Origin of the sequence: Streptomyces sp. NPDC050263 (assembly GCF_040655955.1) — a bacterium.
Lineage (GTDB): Bacteria > Actinomycetota > Actinomycetes > Streptomycetales > Streptomycetaceae > Streptomyces.
In genome coordinates this window covers 33,973-52,868 of the sequence record NZ_JBFAKW010000048.1, presented here as the reverse complement: position 1 = coordinate 52,868, position 18,896 = coordinate 33,973, and the positions used below count along the sequence as shown (strand labels likewise).

Sequence of the window (18,896 nt, the reverse complement as noted above, 5' to 3'; positions counted from 1 at the left end):
GTCCTCCCTGGTCGCGGACGCGGCCCCACGCGACCGTGGAGTCATGGTCACCACCGTCCGTCACCTCGGCCCGAACTGGTACGCCACCGTCATGGGCACCGCGATCGTCGGCACGGCGGGAGCCGCCCTCCCGGTCCGGCTCCCGGGGCTGCGGACGCTCTGCGCGGCCTTCTGGGCGCTCTCCCTCGCCCTGCTGCTCGCCCTGCTCGCCGCCCGCGCCCTGCACTGGCGTCACCACCGCGACCAGGCCCGCACCCATCTCCTGGACCCGGCGACGGCCCCGTTCTACGGCTGCCTGGCGATGGCGCTGCTCGCGGTCGGGGGCGGCGCGCTCACCGTCGGCCGGGACTGGATCGGCGTCCGGGCCGCGGTCGCGCTGGACGCCGTGCTGTTCGGCGCCGGCACGGTCGTCGGGCTCGTGGCCGCCGTCGCCGTCCCGTATCTGATGGCCGTACGCCATCGGGTGGAGGCCGCTCAGGCCACGCCGGTGTGGCTGCTGCCGCTCGTCGCGCCCATGGTGTCGGCCGCGCTCGGGCCGCTGCTGGTGCCGTATCTGCCGGCCGGGCAGCCACGGCAGACCCTGCTGCTCGCGTGCTTCGCGCTGTTCGGGCTGAGCCTGCTCGCCACGTTCGCCATGCTGCCGTCGGTGTTCGGGCGGCTGCTGACGGGCGGGCCGCTGCCCCTCGTGCTCACCCCGACCCTCTTCCTCGTCCTGGGCCCGCTCGGGCAGTCCACCACCGCCGTCGGGAACTTCGCGCACTTCGCTCCGGGGGTCGTCTCCGGGCCGGTCGGCCGCGGTCTCGCCGTGCTCGCGGTGCTGTACGGGGTGCCGGTCATGGGGTTCGCGCTGCTCTGGCTCGCCCTGGCCACCGCGCACCTGGTGCGGGCCCGGCGGCACGGGATGCGCTTCGCGATGACCTGGTGGGCGTTCACCTTCCCGGTCGGCACCTGTGCGACCGGCGCGGCGGCGCTGGCCCGGCACACCGACCTGGTCGTCTACGAGGTGCTCGCCTGCGCGCTGTACGGCGTCCTCGTCGCCGCCTGGACGGTCGTCGCCGCGCACACCGCGCGCGGGCTGCTCAGCGGTGCGCTGCTCGCCGCGCCTCGGCCAGCGCCTCGCCCAGCGCCTTCGGCGCTTCGGCCAGCGACGGCCCGTACCACGTCAGGTGCCGTCCGCTGACGAGCGCGCAGGGCAGGCCGGGGAAGGCCTCCGGGCCGTCGTCGGCGGTGAAGCGGTAGGGCTCGTCCGGGAGGACGACCAGGTCCGGTGCGGCCGCGCGCAGTTCGTCGAGCGGGATCCGCGGGTAGCGCTCGGCGTGCCCGGCGTGGTGGTGGTCGACGCCCAGGCGGGCCAGCACGTCCCCGGCGAAGGTGTCGCGGCCCAGCACCATCCACGGGCGGCGCCAGATCGGCACGACGGCCGTGCGGCGGTCGTGCTCGGCGAGACGGGGCAGCGCGGCCCATGCCTCCTCCGCCTCCGCCAGCCAGCCCGGGCGCGCGGGCGCCCCGCAGGCCCGGAGCACGCGTGCCAGTTCGCGGAAGGCCTGCGGGACGTCCCGAACCTCCGTGACCAGCACGTCGAGGCCGGCCGCGCGCAGCGCGGCGAGGTCCGGCTCCCGGTTCTCCTCCTCGTTGGCGATCACCAGATCGGGGGCGAGGGCGACGATCCGGTCGACGTCGGGGTTCTTGGTTCCGCCGATCCGGGTGACGTCGAGGTCCGCCGGGTGGGTGCACCAGTCGGTCGCGCCGACCAGGGCGCCGGGCACGGAGACGGCCACGGCCTCCGTGAGCGACGGCACCAACGAGACGATCCGCACTAGCGCTTCCGGCCCCGGTCGCGGTCCCGTACCGCCTCGATGTGCTCGGCCACCGCGACGACGATCACCCGGGTGTCCGGCACGGTCGCCCGCCAGCGGTGGCGGACCCCGCCGGTGAGGTACAGGGTGTCGCCGCGGCCGAGGCGGTAGGCGCGGCCCTCCGCCTCGATCTCCACCGCGCCGTCGGCGACGTACATCAACTGGTCGTTGCGGTACTGGAATTCACGGCCGGCGTCGTGGTCGCCGGTGAACTCGGAGGCGTGCATCTGGTGGTGTCCGCGCACCAGGGAACGGGAGCGGGGTTCCGGGGCCGGGACCGGTCCGGCGCCCGGACCCTGTTCGGTGACCTCGGCGCGTACGACGTCGACGCTGCACGCCGGATCGGCGGCGGCGAGGAGTTCGACGGCCGTGGTGCGCAGGGCGTCGGCGACCTTCTCCAGGGAGCTGGTGCTGGGCCGCGCGCGGTCGTTCTCGACCTGGCTGAGGAACGGCACCGACAGGCCGCTGCGCTCGGCGACGACGGCGAGGGTGAGCTCCAGGGAACGGCGCCGGCGCCGCACGGCCGCGCCCACCCGCAGGGGCTGTTCTTTGTGGTCGCCCATCGCTCCGGCTCCCTCCTTCGCTCGCTGTCGCCCTGACTGTTCCGCCAAGTCCTCTTGAGTTCTCTGCACCCTACGCATGTTCGGCAAACCGTTTCATGGGCCCGTCACATCGAGGACACACGGCGTGACACCGGACCTCACAGATCGCGCCAGTCGATCACTGCCCGGAGAGGCCGGGCGTCGGCCCGCCCTCCGCCTTTCCGGTTCAATGCGCGAACGGCCGTGAGTGTTCCCGCTCGTCCCCGGCTTCGCCGCGACTTCGGCTCGGGCCTGGGCGTAGCTCTCTGTGGTTGGCCGGATCCTTGCCATGGGCGCACGGGGGGCGCGCAGGGAGCACGAGGGGCGGGCCCCGTCGCAGGCCGTGGAGGCCTTGCGTCGGTGCCCGCCCCTCGTCGGACGGTCGCGGTGCTGTCAGGTCACCGGGCCGCTCGGCTTTCCTGCCCCGAATCCGCCACCGGTACCCACTTCTCGAGCAACGACGGGTTCTCCTTCAGCCAGGTCCGGACCGCGTCCTGCTCCTTGCCCTTGCCGGCCTTCTGGATCCGCGCCTCCAGGCCCGTGAGCTGCTCCTCGGTCATCTTGAAGTCCTTGAGCCACTTGCCGACCTCGGGGTTGTCGGCGGCGAAGCCCTCGCGGGCGAGGGTGTGCACGCCGTCCCCCTTGCCCCAGGCGCCCTGGGGGTCCTTCAGCTTCTTGAGGGAGTAGTCGCTGTACGCCCAGTGCGGCGACCAGAGCGTGACGACGATCGGCTTCTTCGCCGCGTAGGCCCGCTCGAGTTCGGCGAGCATCGCCGGGGTGGAGCCGTCGACGACCGTGTAGGAGCCGTCGAGGCCGTATTCCTTGAGGACCTTGTCCTTGAGCAGGCCCATCATTCCGGCGCTGGGCTCGATGCCGGTGATCTTGCCGCCGAACTCGGAGGCGTGGCTCTTCAGGTCCGCCAGGGAGTCGACGCCCTTCACGTACGAAGGGACGGCGAGCTCCAGGGAGGTGGGGCCGTACCAGGAGCCGAGGTCCTCCATCCGGTCGCCGTGCTTCTTCCAGTACTCGGCGTGGGTGGTGGGCAGCCAGGCGTCGGTCTGGAAGTCGATCTGACCGGTGGCGACGCCGGTGTAGAGGGGGCCGGCCGCGTACTGGGTGGTCTTCACCTCGAAGCCGCGTTCCTCCAGGAGTTCCTTCCAGAGGAAGGTGGAGGCGATGCCCTCGTCCCACGGGATGTAGCCGATCTCGATCTCCCGGCCCTTGCCGACGTCCGAGCCGGAGGACGCGGCGGTGGAGGAAGAGGAAGCCGAGCCGAAGACGTTCATGCCGCCCGCTACCAGGGCGAGGACCACCACGCCGACCACGGCGACGACCGGGCGCGGTCGGTACGTCCACACCGTGCCGCGGGCCTTGGCGGCGGCCCGGCGGCCGAGCGGGGAGATCCGGGCGCCGAGGGCGCCGGTCATCCGGTCCAGGTAGACGGCGAGGACGACGATGCCGAGGCCCGCCTCGAAGCCGAGGCCGATGTCGAGCTGTCCGATGGCCTCGTTGACGGCGCCGCCGAGGCCTCCGGTGCCGACCATGCCGGCGATGACGACCATCGACAGGCCCAGCATGATGACCTGGTTGACGCCCGCCATGATGGTCGGCAGCGCGAGCGGCAGCTGCACGCGCAGCAGGGTGTCGCGGGGTGACGTCCCGAACGCCTCGGCGGCCTCGACGAGTTCGGGGTCGACCTGACGGATGCCCAGCTCGGTCATCCGGACGCCCGGGGCGAGCGCGAAGATCAGGGTGGCGACGACGCCCGCGGGGACGCCCATGCCGAAGAACAGGATGGCCGGGATCAGCAGGACCATCGACGGCATCGTCTGGAGCAGGTCCAGGAGGGGCCGCAGGGTCGCGCTGACGGCCTTGGAACGAGCCGCCCAGATGCCCAGCGGAACGGAGACCACCAGGGCGATCATCGTGGCGACGAGCACCAGGGACAGCGTCGACATGGCGTCGTCCCACAGGGCGAGGGAGTCGATCAGGGCGAATCCGGCGAAGGCGAGGACGCCCGCGACGAGACCGCGCAGCCACCAGGCGAGCACCGCGAGGATGCCGGCGAGGAGCAGCGGCTCGGGGGCGGTGAGGACGGCGTCGATGCCGTCGTACATGCCTTCCACGACCGCCTTGACAGCGTCGAAGAGCCAGGACAGGTGGGTGACGAGCCAGTCGACGCCGGAGTCGACCCGGTCGCCGAGGTGCAGCCTAGGCACGGGCGGTCACCTTCCTCCCGTCGGCCTGCGAACCCTCGCAGGCGATCGCCTCGCCCGCGCCTTCGCCACCGTCGCTCTCGCCGATGCAGCCGACGAGGCGCTGCCGGGACACGACGCCGACGAGCTCCCGTTTCCCGTCCAGGACGGCGACCGGGTGAGGCAGCCGGGCGCTGAGCGCGCACAGGGCGGTGAACGGGGTGTCGGGGGTCGCCGTCCGGCAGTCGCAGTCGGCCTCGTCGCCGCGGACGTCGGTGTCCATGACAGCGGAGGCGGTCAGCACGCGGGAGCGGTCGACGTCCTGGATGAAGGAGGCGACGTAGTCGTTCTCGGGGCGGATCAGGATGTCCTCCGCCGTGCCGGTCTGGACGATGCGGCCGTCGCGCATGACGGCGATGCGGTCGCCCAGCCGCATGGCCTCGTTGAGGTCGTGGGTGATGAAGACGATGGTCTTCTTCAGCGTCTGCTGGAGCGTCAGGAGCTGGTCCTGCATGTCACGGCGGATCAGCGGGTCCAGCGCGCTGAACGACTCGTCCATCAGCAGCAGGTCGGCGTCGGTGGCGAGGGCGCGGGCCAGGCCCACGCGCTGCTGCATGCCGCCGGACAGCTCGTCCGGCCAGGACTTCTCCCAGCCGGCCAGCCCGCACAGCCGCAGCGCCTCGGCGGCGCGCTCCTCGCGTTCGCGGCGGGGTACGCCCTGGACGGCGAGGCCGTAGGCGGCGTTGTCGAGGACGCTGCGGTGCGGGAAGAGCGCGAAGTGCTGGAAGACCATGCTGATCTTGTTCGCCCGGACCGCGCGCAGCTCGCGGTCGGCGAGGGCGGTGAGGTCCTGCCCGTCGAAGAGGACGCGGCCGGCGGTCGGCTCCAGCAGTCCGTTGAGCATGCGCAGCAGGGTGGACTTCCCGGATCCCGACAGGCCCATGACGACGAAGATCTGGCCGGGCTCCACCGTGAAGGAGGCGTCGATGACGGCGGCTGTGGTGCCGTCGGCGCGCAGCTCCTCCCGGTCGGCTCCGGCGCGCAGTCGTTCGACCGCCTGCTGGGGTCGTCTGCCGAACACCTTGTGCAGATGCTCGGCCTCTAGCCTGGAAGACACGCGTACCTCTCGATCGGGGACGGAGAACGTCGGGACAGGGAACGGAGCGCTCGGCAACAGCAAACAGTTGAAAGCGCAACCTCGGGCTGCTCCGAGGCCGCGCCTGCCCTGGCCCCACCGGGGCAAACGTGCGAGTGGTTCAGTTCACAGCAGGTCAACAGATGGTTTACGCGTGCCACGGGAGTGAATTCCCACCGGTCGCACAGGTCCGGGTGCGGCATGATGCGAGGCGTGACCGGACGACTGATGCTCCTCGACACCGCCTCGCTCTACTTCCGCGCCTACTTCGGCGTCCCGGACTCCGTGAAGGCGCCGGACGGCACCCCGGTGAACGCCGTGCGCGGACTGCTGGACTTCATCGACCGGCTGGTGAAGGACCACCGGCCGGACGAACTGGTCGCCTGCATGGACGCCGACTGGCGCCCCCAGTGGCGGGTCGACCTGATCCCCTCCTACAAGGCGCACCGCGTCGCCGAGGAGCGGGCGGCCGGGCCGGACGAGGAGGAGGTGCCGGACACCCTCGCGCCGCAGGTGCCGATCATCGAGACGGTTCTGGACGTGCTCGGCATCGCGCGCGTGGGCGTCGTCGGCTACGAGGCGGACGACGTGATCGGCACGTTCACCGGGCGGGCGAAGGGGCCGGTCGACATCGTCACCGGCGACCGCGACCTCTACCAGCTGGTGGACGACGCGCGCGGGGTGCGGGTGCTGTACCCGCTGAAGGGCGTCGGCACGCTCCAACTCACGGACGAGGCGTGGCTGCGGGAGAAGTACGGCGTCGACGGGCGCGGGTACGCGGATCTGGCGCTGCTGCGCGGCGACCCGAGCGACGGTCTGCCGGGCGTGCCGGGCATCGGGGAGAAGACCGCGGCCAAGCTGCTGGCCGAGTTCGGCGATCTGGCCGGGATCATGGCGGCGGTGGACGATCCGAAGGCGAAGCTGACGCCGTCGCAGCGCAAGAGGCTGGACGAGGCGCGGCCCTACGTGGCCGTCGCGCCGAAGGTGGTCAAGGTCGCGGACGACGTGCCGCTGCCGGAGGTGAGCACCGCGCTTCCCCGTTCGCCGCGGGACGGGGAGACACTGGAGGCACTGGCGGAGCGCTGGGGACTCGGCGGGTCGTTGCAGCGACTGCTGACGACGCTGGCGGCCCGGCCCGCGTGAGCATTGTTCTCGCATCAGGGAATGACATTCACCCCAGGCGAGATCCACCCTCTGAAAGAGAGGTGATTCAACCTCTCGAACGGGGAGCATCGCCGGGGGAGGGATGCTAGCTTAGGTAAACCTAACCATATCGACATGGGAGGCCGCCATGGCAGAACGTCCGGCACGGCAGCCGCGGAAGCCGCACTCCGCGCAGGTCGTCCGCACCGAACGGCTCACCCCGCACATGCAGCGCGTCGTGCTCGGCGGCGAGGGCCTGGCGGAGTTCGCGGCGGGAACGTGCACCGACCACTACGTCAAACTGCTCTTCGGCCCCGACGGCGTGAGCTACCCGGAGCCGTTCGACCTGGAGCGCATCCGGGCCGAGTTCCCCCGCGAGCAGTGGCCCGTGACCCGGACGTACACCGTGCGCTACTGGGACGCCGAACACCGTGAGCTGACCCTGGACTTCGTGGTCCACGGCGACGAGGGCCTGGCCGGACCGTGGGCGGCCCGCGTCCAGCCGGGCGAGACCGTCCACTTCATGGGTCCCGGCGGCGCCTACGCCCCCGACCCGAGCGCCGACTGGCATCTGCTGGCCGGCGACGAGAGCGCCCTGCCCGCCATCGCGGCCGCCCTGGAGTCGCTGCCCGCCGGGGCCGTCGCCCACGCCTTCATCGAGGTGTCCGGGCCCGAGGAGGAGCAGAAGATCGAGTCGGACGTGGCGGTCGTCTGGCTGCACCGCGGCGACCGGCCGGTCGGCGAGAGCCTCGTCGAGGCCGTCCGGGCGCTGGAGTTCCCCGAGGGCCGCCCGCACGCGTTCGTGCACGGCGAGGCGGCCTGCGTGAAGGAGCTGCGCAAACTCCTGCGCGTCGAGCTCCAGATCCCGCGCGAGGACCTGTCGATCTCCGGCTACTGGCGGCTCGGCCACAACGAGGACGGCTGGCAGGCCTCGAAGCGGGAGTGGAACGCACGGGTGGAGGCGGAGCAGGAGGGCGCGACATCGGCCGCGTAGCGGGAGGCAGCGGCCCGCACCCGTGGGGCGGGCCGCCCGAGGACTCCTGCCGCCGCGCCGACCGGCCGCGGCACCGGCCTGCCTCCGCAGGCCTGTCTCCGTACCGGCCTGCGGCTACACCGACCGCTGGTACGACCTGAACGTTCTGATCGACAGCCACACGGCCGCCACCGCGAGCGCGAGCAGCGCGCCGCCGCGGACGAGCACCGCGCCCCAGTCGGGGTCGGCGGACAGCGCCGAACGACCCGCCGTCATCGCCCAGTCCAACGGGTTGAAGCGGGCCACCTGCCGTATCCAGCCGGGCATCCGGTCCGGCGCCATGAACGCGCTGGACAGGAAGGTCAGCGGCAGCATCAGGAACGTGTTGACGCCGATGATCGACTCCCGCTCCCGCACCAGCATGCCCAGGGCGTTGGACAGCGCCCCGAAGACCGTGCCCAGCAGCACCGAGGCGACGACCAGGACGACGACGCCCGCGACCCCGCCCGGGTAGTCCGCGCCGCCCGCCAGCCCTAGCAGCACGATGACGGCCGACTGCAGGGCGGTGACGATGCCGTTGTGGACGACGTTGCCGTTCATCAGCGCGGCCCGGCTGACCGGGGTGGTCAGGAACCGGTCGAGAGTGCCGCGCTGGATCTCCTCCAACGTGCCCATGCCCGCCCACAGGTTGGAGGCGAGCGCGCTCATCACGACCACGCCCGGCACCAGGTAGTCGAGGTAGGAGGTCGTGCCGAAGCCGCCCAGCTCGACGACGCTCTTGAAGAGGCCGCCGAACAGGAACAGCCAGATCACCGGCTGGATCAGGGTGATCACGGCATACGCGGGCTGCCGGGCGAACACCATCAGTTGGCGTTGCGTCAGGTACCAGGTCTGGGCGATCGCGGCGCTCATCGCGCACCCCCGGCGAGCACGAGGGCGTCGGCCGCGGCGAGTTCGCGCCCGGCCTCGGCCTCGGCGTAACGGCGGCCCGTGTAGCGCAGGTAGACGTCGTCGAGGGAGGGCCGGGCGACGGTCGCGGTGGCGACGGCGACCCCGGCCCGCTCCAGCGCGCCGAGCAGCGCGGGCACCGTCGCCGCCCCGTCCTGCGCGCGCACGCTCACCCGCGGCCCGTCGAACACCACCTCGTACACGCCCGGCAGTTCGCCGAGGGCGTCCGCCAGCCGCGCCCGGGCGCTCTCGCCGAGCGCGCTACGGAGCTCCATGTGCACGGCGTCGCCGCGGAGTTCGCCCTTGAGGGCGTCGGGGGTGCCCGTGACGACGATCCGGCCGCGGTCGACGACGGCGACGCGCCCGGCGAGCTGGTCGGCCTCCTCCAGGTAGTGCGTGGTGAGCAGGATGCTCAGCCCCTCCTCGCCGGCCAGTCGGCCGATCTCCTCCCACATCGCGGTGCGGGCCTCCGGGTCCAGACCGGTGGTGGGCTCGTCGAGGAAGAGCACCTCGGGGCGGTGCACCAGGCCGAGCGCGACGTCGAGCCGCCGCCGCATGCCGCCCGAGTAGCCCTTGACCGGGCGCCGGCCGGCCTCGGCGAGCGCGAAGCGTTCGAGCAGGTCGTCGACCCGGCGGTCGAGCGCGGCGCCCTTCACGCCGTAGAGCCTGCCCTGGAGGCGGAGGTTGTCGCGTCCGGTGGCGACCGGGTCGGCGCCGGAGTTCTGGGCGACCACCCCGATCGCCCGGCGGACCCGGTCCGGGTGCCGCAGCACGTCGTGGCCTGCGACGACGGCCGAGCCGGAGTCGGGGCGGGCCAGGGTGGTGAGGATCTTGACGGCGGTGGACTTGCCGGCTCCGTTGGGGCCCAGCAGCCCGAACACGGTGCCGGGTTCCACGGTGAGGTCGAGGCCGTTCAGCGCGGTGACGCCGCCCGGGTAGGTCTTGACGAGTTGACGCGCCTCCACTGCGGGCGCACGAGTCTTGCTCATGGCGAAGCTGCTCTCCTGTGTGAGCGGAAACAGGACTGCTGATCCGCCGGAGAAGCACCGGGCTATCCTGGGTGTGCCGCACCTCGATCGCCTGGAACTGCCTCACGGCGGGTTCAGCTCGGGGTTCGAGACCCCGGCGGGACTGCTGCAACAGTCACGCCGGGGTCTTCTTCATGATGTGAGCTCTTCGGGCAACTCCCCCGTCTCGTGGAACCGCCGCCATCCCTGCACACCGGGCAGCGAGCCGCTCCTGACCTCCTCGAGGAAACCGCCGACCCACTCCGCCTGCGCCTCGACCATGTGCAGCTGGTACTCGACCTCGACGAGGAAGAGCCTCGGCAGCGTCTCGTAGAGCTTCTCGAGCGCGCCCCGGCCGCTGGCCACCTGGACCTCCAGGGAGCTCAGCCGCGTCTCCAACAGCCGCACCACGTCGCCGGGAGGCAGCGCCGCCATCAGCGAGAGCGCCGTCTCGAAGATCGGGTACTCCTTCGCGGGAATGGCGATCAGGTCGGACAGCCACTCGGCCATCTCCTCGCGCCCGGCCTCGGTGAGCCCGTAGACCGTGCGCTCGGGGCGATTGCCCTGCCGCTCCACACCGGTCACCTCGACGAAGCCGTACTTCTCGAGGTTCTGCACGACGGTGTAGAGCGAGCCGTAGTTCGTCTTCGTGCTCGTGTCCTTGCCCTGACTGCGCAGGGTCTGGGCGATCTCGTACGGGTGCATCGGCTTCTGCCAGAGCGTGGTCATCACGGCGAGTGCCAACGGGTTGCTGAGCTTGCGGCGTTTCCTCGCCACGATGACCACCTCGCCTCCGAATATCCGTAGCCGAACATATCGCGAGTCGGCGACCCCTGGCAAGAGACGCGACGTAACGCGATCGGGTGAAGTCGGGAGCGAGTTGAGGGCGTGAGGACTTGGGCCCGCCCCGGACACGGCGGCGTGACGCGCACGAAACAGCGCGTCCCTAATTTCTGTCGCCCGACAGGAATTACGTTCTCTCTGGGCCAAGGCAGGTTCCGCCGTGACGACAACGACATCCTCCGACGTACGCCCCGACCCACCGCACTCCCCCGACGCCGGACACGGCGACGGCTCCCTCGCCGAGTTCGGCTACCACCAGGAACTCCACCGCAGCCTGGGCCGGTACGCCTCGTTCGCCGCCGGGTTCTCCTTCATCTCCGTCCTGACGACCGTCTTCCAGTTCTTCGCCTTCGGGTACGCCTTCGGCGGCCCGGTCTTCTTCTGGGCCTGGCCGGCGGTGCTGGTCGGGCAGCTGCTGGTGGCCGCCTGCTTCGCGGAGCTGGCCGCGCGCTATCCGATCTCGGGCGCGATCTACCAGTGGTCGTCGCGGCTGTCGACGCCGTCGTTCGGCTGGTTCGCCGGCTGGATCATGGTGATCGGGCAGGTCGTCGTGGTCGCCGCGGCCGCGCTGGCGCTGCAGATGGTGCTGCCGGCGATCTGGTCGGGCTTCCAGCTGATCGGCACCGACCCGGCGCCCACCTCGGCCGACGGCGCGGCCAACGCGGCGCTGCTCGGCGTGGTCCTGCTGGTCCTCACGACGATCGTGAACATCCTCGACAACCGCGTGATGTCCGTGATCAACCGGGTCGGCGTCACCGCCGAGATCATCGGCGCGGTGCTCATCGTCGTCCTGCTGCTCACCCACTCCGAGCGCACCCCGAGCATCACCTTCCACACCGAAGGGGCCGCGCAGAACGGCCTGTTCGGGGCGCTGCTCGTCGGCTCGTTCACGGCCGCCTATGTGATGATCGGCTTCGACAGCGCGGGCGAGATGAGCGAGGAGACGCACCATCCGCGGCGCACCGCGCCCCGCACCATCCTCACCGCGCTCGGCGCGGCCGGCCTCCTCGGCGGCCTGATCGTCCTGGGCGGCCTGCTCGCCGCCCCCAGCCTCACCGACGGCCGACTGGGCGTCGACGGACTCTCCTACGTCCTCACCAGCAGCCTCGGCGACGGCGTCGGCAAGGCGCTGCTGGCGGACGTGGTCGTGGCGATCGCGGTGGCGACGCTGGCCATCCAGACGGCGGCCTGCCGGATGCTGTTCTCCATGGCCCGCGACGGACAGCTCCCGTTCTCCGCCCGCCTCGCGCGCGTGCACCCGCGCACCGGCATGCCGAGCGCACCGGCGCTGGTGGTCGGCGGCCTCGCGGCGGCCCTGCTGCTGCTCAACTTCGCCTCGCCCGAGGCGTTCCTGGCCATCGGCACGACCTGCATCGTGATGCTGTACCTGGCGTACGCGATGGTCACCGGCCCGCTGCTGGTGCGCCGGCTGCGCGGCGGCTTCTCCTCGGCCGGCGTCGACGAGACGGGCGCCCCCTTGTTCTCCCTGGGCCGCTGGGGCGTCCCGGTGAACGCCCTGGCCCTCCTCTACGGCCTGCTGATGGCGGTCAACCTGGCCTGGCCGCGCGCGGCGGTGTACGACCCCGCGGGCGGGCACTGGTACTTCCAGTGGTTCACCGTGCTGTTCCTCGGCGCGACCGTCGCGGTCGGCGTGGCCTACCGGGCGTACCGTCGGCGGGCCGTCTGAAGAGAGGGCCTCGGCAGGGGAGGCGGGCGGTCAGTCGCCCTGCACGCGCGCGTGCAGGTGCATGTCGTGCCAGCCGTCCTGGTGGAGGACGGCACTGCGCTTGGTGCCCTCCAGGGTGAAGCCGGCCTTCTCGGCGACCCGGCAGGAGGCCTCGTTGGCGGTGGCGTGCGACAGCTCCAGGCGGTGGAAGCCGATCTCGTCGAAGGCCCAGCGCGACAGGGCGGCCGTGGCCCGGGATGCGACGCCCCGGCCGCGGGCCGCCCCGGTCGTCCAGTACGCGACCTCGGCGAGGCCCTCGCCGAGCTGGATGCCGCGCAGCGCCACCCGCCCCAGCAGCACGTCGGTGTCCGCGTCGACGACGGCCCACTGGGCGCTCTGCTCCCCCTCCCAGGCCTGCTGCCACTCCGCTATCCAGCCCGCCACCTCCTCCTCGGAATCGGCGGCCCTGATGTGCCACTGGTGTATCAGCGGGTCCTGGAAGGCGGCGTGGACGGCGGGGGCGTCCTCGGCCCGCCACGGGCGCAGGACCAGTCCGTCTCCGGTGGGGAGCACGGGCTGCGGGGCGCTCGACAGGGTTCCGGCGGGCAGGACGAGGCCTGCGGTGTAAGGCATGATCAGCATCCTGCCAACGGGCCTCGAGGAGTCAACCGGGTTTCCCACCGCCCGCCCGCCCGCCCTGCCCCTGCCCCTGCCCCTGCCCAAGCTCCGGCTCCGGCTCCGGCTCCGGCTCCGACCCAGGCCCAGGCCCAGGCCCAGGCTCCTGCTCCTGCTCCTGCTCCTGCTCCTGCCCAGGCTCCGACCCAGGCTCCGGCTCCGCCGTACGCTTGACCGCGATGAGACGTCGTACCCCTCCCCCGCCCTCCCCCCTGCCGCAGCGCGACGGGATCGACCCCGTGCGGGTGCGGCTGCCGGGCGAGGGCGCCTGGGCCACCGTTCGGGAGCACCTGGTGGAGCGGCTGGGCGCGGCGCGTGCCGGGATCGTGGACGGGATGCTGGCGGCCGGGCTCGTCGTGGGCGCGGACGGTGCGGCGGTGGCGCCGGACGCGGCGTACGTGCCGGGGATGTTCGTGTGGTTCCACCGCGAGCTGCCGTCCGAGGCGCCCGTGCCGTTCCCGCTGGAGATCGTGTACCGCGACGAGCACATCGTCGTCGCCGACAAACCGCACTTCCTGGCCACCACCCCGCGCGGCAGTCATGTCACCGAGACCGCGCTGGCCCGGCTGCGGCGGGAGCTGGGCATTCCCGCGCTCGGCGCCGCGCACCGGCTGGACCGGCTCACCGCCGGGCTCGTGCTGTTCACGGTGCGTCCCGAGGAGCGTGGCGCGTACCAGGCGCTGTTCCGCGAGCGCCGGGTGCGCAAGGTGTACGAGGCGCTCGCGCCCTACGACCCCGGGCTCGCCCTGCCGCGGACGGTGCGCAGCAGGATCGTCAAGGAGCGGGGCGTGCTGGCCGCCTACGAGGTGGCGGGCGAGCCGAACGCGGTGAGCCGCGTCGAGCTGGTCGAGCACCGGGCGCCGGGGCTCGGCCGGTACCGGCTGCTGCCCGCCACCGGGCAGACCCATCAGCTGCGGGTGCACATGAACACGCTCGGCGTGCCGATCCTGGGCGATCCGCTCTATCCCGAGGTGGCCGCCCCCGAGCCGGCCGGGGAGTTCCGGCGCCCGCTGCAACTGCTGGCGCGGGAGCTGGAGTTCACCGATCCGGTCACGGGGACGGAGCACCGGCTGCGCAGCGGGCGGGAGCTCGAGGCCTGGGCGTCCTACGACCGTTGGGCCGCCGCTCCCGCCCGTCCTGCCGTTCCGTAGCCGGAGGGGACCGGCGATCTCTCAGTAGCCGCGCACCCAGATCACGAAGCGCCGCCAGACGTTGGGCCTGCGGGCGGGCTGCGTCGGCTGCGCGGCGGGCGGCGCGGCCACCGGCTCGGCGGCGGCCGGCGTCGTCGTCGGCGCGGTCGGCGCGGTCGGCGCGGGCCGCGGCGCAGTGTTCAGCGGCGGCGTCATGCGCTGCGGCGGGATCGCGGAGGGGCTCGGCTTGTGCCTGACGTCCTGCTGGGGCTTCGGCTCGAACCGGACCGGCAGGGCCACCAGGTGCCGTGAGGCGATCGACGCCGTCCAGCGCAACTCGTCCTCGTCGCAGTCGAGTTGCACGTCCGGCAGCCGCATCAGCAGCGCGTCGACGCCGACGTCGGCGATGGCGCGGCCGATGTCCTGGCCGGGGCACTCGTGCGGGCCGCCGCTGAAGGCGAGGTGCGAGCGGTTGCCCATCATGTGGGCGGAGAGGTCGGGGCGCACCCGGGGGTCGACGTTGCCCGGGGCGGGTGCGAAGAAGAGGCCGTCGCCCTGGCGGATGCGCTGACCGCCCAGCTCGGTGTCCTGCTTGGCGAAGTAGGCGAAGACGGTGCTGAACGGGGGCTCGTCCCACAGGGACTGCTCGACCGCTTCCGGCACTGTCATCTGGCCGCCGTTGAGCTGGGCGAGGAACCGCGGGTCGGTGAGGACCGTGCGCAGCGTGTTGGAGAGCAGGTTGGAGGTGGCCTCGTAGGCGGCGAAGAGCACCAGGCGCAGGTGTTCGGTGATCTCGCGGTCCGAGAGCCCCGCCGGGTGGTTGACGAGGTGGCTGGTGAAGTCGTCCTCGGGCTGGGCGCGGCGGCGGTCGGTGAGCCGGGCCAGCGCCTCGATGACGTAGGCGTGGTTGGCGATGGCGGTCTCGGAGCCCTTGAGCGCGTCGCGGGCGCAGTGCACCATGCGGTCGTCGTACTCCTCGGGCATGCCGATGACATGGCACACCACGGCCATCGGCAGGTGCTCGGCGAACTGGCCGACCAGGTCGGCCCGGCCCTCCTCGCAGAAGCGGTTGACGAGGCGCTGTGAGGAGCGGTTGATGAAGCGGCGCAGGCTGCGGTCGTCGATGGTCGCCATGGCCGCGGTGACCGCGCCGCGCAGCCGCAGGTGCTCGTCGCCCTCGACGTGGGCGGCCATGGGCTGGAAGGCGATGTGCGGCATGAGCGGGTGGTCGGGCCTGACCTTGCCCTCCACCCACGGCGACCAGATCCGGCTGTCCTTGCAGAACTGCGAGGGCGTCCGCACCATGTGCAGGTTCTCGGCGTGCCCGAGGACCATCCACATCGGCAGGTCGTCGTGGATCAGCACCGGCGCCACGGGGCCGTACTCCTCGCGGAGTTGCTCGTACAGTTCGCCGAGGTTCTCCGCGCCGGGGCCGTAGAGCCGGGTCAGTCCCCCGGGGCCTCGGCCGTGCGCGGGGCAGCCGGGCGGCGGGTCCAGGGCGAGGTCGCTCGGGCCGGTCGGGGTGGGGTGTTCGGGAGTCACAGGGTCGCTCCGAAACTTCGCTGTGTGCGGTGTCTGGGGGGGGAGGGGCGGTACGGGTGTCAGATGAGGCTGCGGCTCAGGGCCAGTTCGTGCAGGAAGCGCATCAGGGTCATCAGGACGTCCCGGCTGGAGGCGCGGCGGCGGACGTCGCACTCCACGATCGGGATCTCGGGCGGCAGGTCGAGCGCGGCCCGCAGGTCCTCGATGGGGTAACGGGGCCCGTCGGGGAAGGTGTTGACGGCGACGACGAAGGGCACACCGCCCTCCTCCAGCCGTCCCATGACCTCGAAGCTGACCTCCAGGCGGCGGGTGTCGACCAGGACGACCGCGCCCAGCGCGCCTTCGAACAGCCCGTTCCACAGGAACCAGAAGCGTTCCTGGCCGGGCGTGCCGAACAGGTAGAGCACGACCTGCTCGGTGATGCGGATCCGGCCGAAGTCCATGGCCACGGTGGTGGCTGTCTTGGTCTCGGAGCCGTAGTTGTCGTCGACCCCGATACCCGCCTGGGTCATGGTCTCCTCGGTGGTCAGCGGCCTGATCTCGCTGACGGAACCGACCATGGTGGTCTTGCCGACGCCGAAGCCGCCCACGATGACGATCTTCGCCGCGGCCGTGGTGGTGTGCGGCAGATGATCCTCGGCCCGTGGTCCGGGAATCGTGTCAGAGCCGTTGAAGTCCATGCATCACCGCTTCGAGAAGGGAACGGTCGGGGACCTGCTGCCGGACGATGGGGGCGCGCGCCTGCACGAGTTCGGCCGCCAGCATCTCGGTGAGCAGCACGGTCACCACGCTGAACGGGAGCCGGAGGTAGGCCGACACCTCGGCCACCGACAGCGGTGCGGCGCACAGGCGCAGCACCGCCCGCTGTTCCGGGGTGGCCGACGAGGGCGGGTCGGCGCGCGCCACGATTAACGTGACGAGGTCGACGGGCGCGCGCTCGCCGTCCGCGCCCGTGATGGTGTAGAGCCGCTCCAGGTTCTTGTCCTCCCCCTCCTTCGGGGGCTGCGAAAACGGCGGGGGCGGCTCGGGCAGGGGTTGTCGCCGTCGGCGTTGCGGAGGCGTCATACGCTCTGCCCGTTGCGGCGGGGCGGGCTGGTCAGGTGGGCGCCGATGCGGACCACGAGGTCGCGCATCATGCCGCTCATCCGGCCGGCCTCGCAGCGCACGTCGGACAGGACCGCGAGGTAGGCGTTGGCGCCGGCGGCCATCAGGTAGAAGTAGCCGCCGTCCATCTCGATCATGAGGAGGTTCATCTCGCCCTCGACGGAGGGGATCTCCTCGGCGACCGCGCCGGCGAGGCTCTGCATGCCCGCGCAGGCGGCGGCGACCCGGTCCGCGGCGTCGGGGTCACCCGCGTAGCGGGCGATGCGCAGACCGTCGGCCGAGAGCACGACGATCATCTCGATGCCCGGAACGCCGTCGTAGAGCTCCTTGAGCAGCCAGTCGAAGTTTTGGCGCTGCTGGATCACGTGAGGTCCCCTTCATCGTCGGCCTCGGGTACGGCCTTGTCTTCGAGCAGGTACAGATAGGCGGTGGGGTTGCGGGTGAAATCGGTCGGGTGCGTGCCCTCGGGGATGCCCTTCTTCAGGCCCTCCCAGAACGCCTCGAAACCCACCCCGGGCTCGGCCTTCTTCTTCTTGGGCGCGGGCTCCGGCTCGGGGCGCGCGAACGGGTCCGGCTCGCCCCTGCGCGCGGCGTCCTGGGCGGCGTACGCCTCCTGGTAGCGCTGGACGATGGAGATCGTCTGCTTGCTGCGGCGCTGCGGCAGGCCCTGCTCGGTCCACTCGGTGACCTCGGGCACCTCGTCGTCGGTCAGGGAGACCCCGGCCGGGATGCGCGGCCTCGTGGGACGGCGCTTCTTGGGCGGACGCTTGGGGCCCTCGCCGATCTCGCTCAGGTCGATCTGCGGCACGGCGGTGGCGCCGATGCCGTGCGCGAAGCCGGGGGCGGGGTCGGTGGTCTGCATCTCGCGGGGCACGACGAGGACGGCCCGGACGCCGCCGTACGCCGACTTGCGCAGCGAGACCTCGAGGTTGAACGAGGTGCACAGGCGGCCGACGACCGCGAGGCCGAGGCGGGGGGTGATCCCGACGTCCTGGATGTCGACGCCGGCCTTGGCCTGCTCCAGCATGAGCTCGGCCTTGGCGCGGGTCTCCTCGCTGAGGCTGACGCCGGCGTCCTCGATCTCGATGGCGATGCCGGTCTGCACCTCGACGGCGTTGACGTGCACCTTGCTCGTAGGGGGCGAGTAGCGGGTGGCGTTGTCGAGGAGTTCCGCGATCGCGTGGAGCAGCGGCTCGACGGAGAGGCCGCGGATGTTGACCTTGGCGATGGAGTCCAGCTGGATGCGCCGGTACTCCAGGATCCGGGACATGGCGCCGCGCATCACGCTGTACAGCGGGACCGGCCGGGGCCAGTTGCGGCCGGGCCGGCCGCCGCCGAGCACACCGATGGAGTCGGCGAGCCGGCCGATCATCGAGGTGCCGTGGTCGACGCGCAGCAGGTCGTCGAAGACCTCGGGGTTGTGGCCGTGGTCCTCCTCCATCTCCCGCAGTTCGTGGGCCTGCTGGTGGACGATGGCCTGGATGCGGCGGGCGACGCTGACGAAGGAACGCTGGGCGGAGTCGCGCAGGGACTCCTCGTGGTCGACGATGTCCAGGATCTTCCGGACCACGGCGTGCTGTGCCGGGTCGAGTTCGCGGAACGAAGGATCACTCCCGCAGAGGTCGCGGATCACCTCCCTGGGGGAATTTCCGGCGCGCAGCCACGCCACCGCGTCGGGCACGTGCCGCTGGGCGAGGCGGACGTTCTCCTCCGCGTGGTCGGCTACGCGCGATTCCAGATAGACGATGAACTGGTCCTTCTCCAGGAGCAGTTCCCGGTGCCGCCTGTCGCGGCGTACCGAATCGACTCCCGCCGCGATCACCAAAAGGGTGGCGACGGCTCCGCAGACGCCGACGGCGAGCCGGGCATGCGTCGCCACCAGGGCGACGGCGGCTCCGGTCGCCGCGGCCGTCAGTATCGCGGGCACCAACAGCAGGCGCGCGAAGGAGACTTCTCGGCGACCGGGTGGGGACTGAACACTCACCATGTGGGCACCCTCTGTAGGGATCTGTCGGCATCTTCGGAACATTTGGGAACAAGCGCACGAATACGCCTCAACTCGGTGCGCCGCGGGCGAGCTTAGTCCGACAGGATCAAC

18 protein-coding genes are annotated in these 18,896 nt (G+C 71.9%); 5 read left to right on the top strand and 13 right to left on the bottom strand.

What is annotated here, in order from left to right; translation table 11 throughout:
- Positions 1–43 precede the first annotated feature (43 nt).
- Positions 44–1,180 carry a TDT family transporter gene (locus AB0J04_RS22220; protein ID WP_363170268.1) on the top strand — a complete coding sequence of 379 codons (1,137 nt, stop codon included), beginning with the start codon at positions 44–46 and terminating at the stop codon, positions 1,178–1,180.
- On the opposite strand, the gene AB0J04_RS22215 is transcribed toward AB0J04_RS22220, so the two are convergent.
- From AB0J04_RS22215 to AB0J04_RS22200, 4 genes are all read right to left on the bottom strand, one after another.
- Positions 1,080–1,817, bottom strand: a complete 738-nt coding sequence (locus AB0J04_RS22215; RefSeq protein WP_363170267.1) for a helical backbone metal receptor — start codon at positions 1,815–1,817, stop codon at positions 1,080–1,082. The genes AB0J04_RS22220 and AB0J04_RS22215 overlap by 101 nt on opposite strands.
- Positions 1,817–2,419: an XRE family transcriptional regulator gene (locus AB0J04_RS22210; RefSeq protein WP_363170266.1), complete on the bottom strand. Its 603-nt coding sequence runs from the start codon at positions 2,417–2,419 to the stop codon at positions 1,817–1,819. The genes AB0J04_RS22215 and AB0J04_RS22210 overlap by 1 nt, the downstream gene beginning before the upstream one ends.
- Before the next feature lie 416 nt (positions 2,420–2,835).
- Entirely contained in the window at positions 2,836–4,656 is a 1,821-nt protein-coding gene (locus AB0J04_RS22205; protein WP_363170265.1) for an ABC transporter permease/substrate binding protein, read from the bottom strand.
- Positions 4,649–5,749: a betaine/proline/choline family ABC transporter ATP-binding protein gene (locus AB0J04_RS22200; protein WP_363170264.1), complete on the bottom strand. Its 1,101-nt coding sequence runs from the start codon at positions 5,747–5,749 to the stop codon at positions 4,649–4,651. The genes AB0J04_RS22205 and AB0J04_RS22200 overlap by 8 nt, the downstream gene beginning before the upstream one ends.
- A 222-nt stretch (positions 5,750–5,971) precedes the next feature.
- On the opposite strand from AB0J04_RS22200, the gene AB0J04_RS22195 reads away from it, so the two are divergent.
- Together AB0J04_RS22195 and AB0J04_RS22190 are read left to right on the top strand one after the other, a co-directional pair.
- Entirely contained in the window at positions 5,972–6,910 is a 939-nt protein-coding gene (locus AB0J04_RS22195) for a 5'-3' exonuclease (protein WP_363170279.1), read from the top strand.
- A 148-nt stretch (positions 6,911–7,058) separates the two neighbouring features.
- Positions 7,059–7,904: a siderophore-interacting protein gene (locus tag AB0J04_RS22190; protein WP_363170263.1), complete on the top strand. Its 846-nt coding sequence runs from the start codon at positions 7,059–7,061 to the stop codon at positions 7,902–7,904.
- A gap of 114 nt (positions 7,905–8,018) precedes the next feature.
- Here AB0J04_RS22190 and AB0J04_RS22185 read toward each other — a convergent pair whose 3' ends face one another.
- The 3 genes from AB0J04_RS22185 to AB0J04_RS22175 all read right to left on the bottom strand — a co-directional run bounded on the left by AB0J04_RS22185 (position 8,019) and on the right by AB0J04_RS22175 (position 10,615).
- Complete coding sequence (locus tag AB0J04_RS22185) at positions 8,019–8,795, bottom strand: ABC transporter permease (protein WP_363170262.1); 777 nt, start codon at positions 8,793–8,795, stop codon at positions 8,019–8,021.
- The gene (locus AB0J04_RS22180) at positions 8,792–9,820 is read right to left on the bottom strand and encodes an ATP-binding cassette domain-containing protein (RefSeq protein ID WP_363170261.1); all 1,029 of its coding nucleotides are present in this window, start codon (positions 9,818–9,820) and stop codon (positions 8,792–8,794) included. The genes AB0J04_RS22185 and AB0J04_RS22180 overlap by 4 nt, the downstream gene beginning before the upstream one ends.
- 171 nt (positions 9,821–9,991) lie before the next feature.
- Complete coding sequence (locus AB0J04_RS22175; protein WP_363170260.1) at positions 9,992–10,615, bottom strand: PadR family transcriptional regulator; 624 nt, start codon at positions 10,613–10,615, stop codon at positions 9,992–9,994.
- 226 nt (positions 10,616–10,841) lie between these two features.
- Here AB0J04_RS22175 and AB0J04_RS22170 point away from each other — a divergent pair, with 226 nt between their 5' ends.
- Positions 10,842–12,368, top strand: a complete 1,527-nt coding sequence (locus tag AB0J04_RS22170) for an amino acid permease (protein WP_363170259.1) — start codon at positions 10,842–10,844, stop codon at positions 12,366–12,368.
- Positions 12,369–12,398: 30 nt separating this feature from the next.
- Here the strand turns inward: AB0J04_RS22170 and AB0J04_RS22165 are convergent, their stop codons facing one another.
- The gene (locus AB0J04_RS22165) at positions 12,399–12,980 is read right to left on the bottom strand and encodes a GNAT family N-acetyltransferase (RefSeq protein ID WP_363170258.1); all 582 of its coding nucleotides are present in this window, start codon (positions 12,978–12,980) and stop codon (positions 12,399–12,401) included.
- A gap of 221 nt (positions 12,981–13,201) precedes the next feature.
- On the opposite strand from AB0J04_RS22165, the gene AB0J04_RS22160 reads away from it, so the two are divergent.
- Complete coding sequence (locus AB0J04_RS22160; protein WP_363170257.1) at positions 13,202–14,173, top strand: RluA family pseudouridine synthase; 972 nt, start codon at positions 13,202–13,204, stop codon at positions 14,171–14,173.
- Between the two features lie 21 nt (positions 14,174–14,194).
- Here AB0J04_RS22160 and AB0J04_RS22155 read toward each other — a convergent pair whose 3' ends face one another.
- Genes AB0J04_RS22155 through AB0J04_RS22135 form a run of 5 tightly spaced genes read right to left on the bottom strand, consistent with a single transcriptional unit; the run spans position 14,195 to position 18,785 of the window.
- The gene (locus tag AB0J04_RS22155; protein WP_363170256.1) at positions 14,195–15,694 is read right to left on the bottom strand and encodes a cytochrome P450; all 1,500 of its coding nucleotides are present in this window, start codon (positions 15,692–15,694) and stop codon (positions 14,195–14,197) included.
- Positions 15,695–15,753: 59 nt separating this feature from the next.
- The gene (locus tag AB0J04_RS22150; protein ID WP_351908097.1) at positions 15,754–16,374 is read right to left on the bottom strand and encodes an ATP/GTP-binding protein; all 621 of its coding nucleotides are present in this window, start codon (positions 16,372–16,374) and stop codon (positions 15,754–15,756) included.
- On the bottom strand, positions 16,355–16,759 hold the full coding sequence (locus tag AB0J04_RS22145) for a DUF742 domain-containing protein (RefSeq protein ID WP_351908099.1): 405 nt from the start codon (positions 16,757–16,759) through the stop codon (positions 16,355–16,357). Before AB0J04_RS22145 ends, AB0J04_RS22150 begins: the two co-directional genes overlap by 20 nt.
- A complete protein-coding gene (locus AB0J04_RS22140) occupies positions 16,756–17,163 on the bottom strand; it encodes a roadblock/LC7 domain-containing protein (protein WP_351908101.1) in 408 nt (135 codons plus the stop codon). Before AB0J04_RS22140 ends, AB0J04_RS22145 begins: the two co-directional genes overlap by 4 nt.
- Positions 17,160–18,785, bottom strand: a complete 1,626-nt coding sequence (locus AB0J04_RS22135; protein WP_363170255.1) for an ATP-binding protein — start codon at positions 18,783–18,785, stop codon at positions 17,160–17,162. The genes AB0J04_RS22140 and AB0J04_RS22135 overlap by 4 nt, the downstream gene beginning before the upstream one ends.
- Positions 18,786–18,896: the final 111 nt, after the last annotated feature.

What these genes read in the sequence shown, in the direction of transcription:
- AB0J04_RS22190 (WP_363170263.1), top strand. Translation starts at nt 7,059, where the DNA reads ATGGCAGAACGTCCGGCACGGCAGCCGCGGAAGCCGCACTCCGCGCAG.
- AB0J04_RS22195 (WP_363170279.1), top strand. Translation starts at nt 5,972, where the DNA reads ATGCGAGGCGTGACCGGACGACTGATGCTCCTCGACACCGCCTCGCTC.
- AB0J04_RS22145 (WP_351908099.1), bottom strand. Translation starts at nt 16,759, where the DNA reads ATGACGCCTCCGCAACGCCGACGGCGACAACCCCTGCCCGAGCCGCCC.
- AB0J04_RS22135 (WP_363170255.1), bottom strand. Translation starts at nt 18,785, where the DNA reads ATGGTGAGTGTTCAGTCCCCACCCGGTCGCCGAGAAGTCTCCTTCGCG.
- AB0J04_RS22150 (WP_351908097.1), bottom strand. Translation starts at nt 16,374, where the DNA reads ATGGACTTCAACGGCTCTGACACGATTCCCGGACCACGGGCCGAGGAT.
- AB0J04_RS22220 (WP_363170268.1), top strand. Translation starts at nt 44, where the DNA reads ATGGTCACCACCGTCCGTCACCTCGGCCCGAACTGGTACGCCACCGTC.
- AB0J04_RS22180 (WP_363170261.1), bottom strand. Translation starts at nt 9,820, where the DNA reads ATGAGCAAGACTCGTGCGCCCGCAGTGGAGGCGCGTCAACTCGTCAAG.
- AB0J04_RS22160 (WP_363170257.1), top strand. Translation starts at nt 13,202, where the DNA reads ATGAGACGTCGTACCCCTCCCCCGCCCTCCCCCCTGCCGCAGCGCGAC.
- AB0J04_RS22165 (WP_363170258.1), bottom strand. Translation starts at nt 12,980, where the DNA reads ATGCCTTACACCGCAGGCCTCGTCCTGCCCGCCGGAACCCTGTCGAGC.
- AB0J04_RS22185 (WP_363170262.1), bottom strand. Translation starts at nt 8,795, where the DNA reads ATGAGCGCCGCGATCGCCCAGACCTGGTACCTGACGCAACGCCAACTG.
- AB0J04_RS22210 (WP_363170266.1), bottom strand. Translation starts at nt 2,419, where the DNA reads ATGGGCGACCACAAAGAACAGCCCCTGCGGGTGGGCGCGGCCGTGCGG.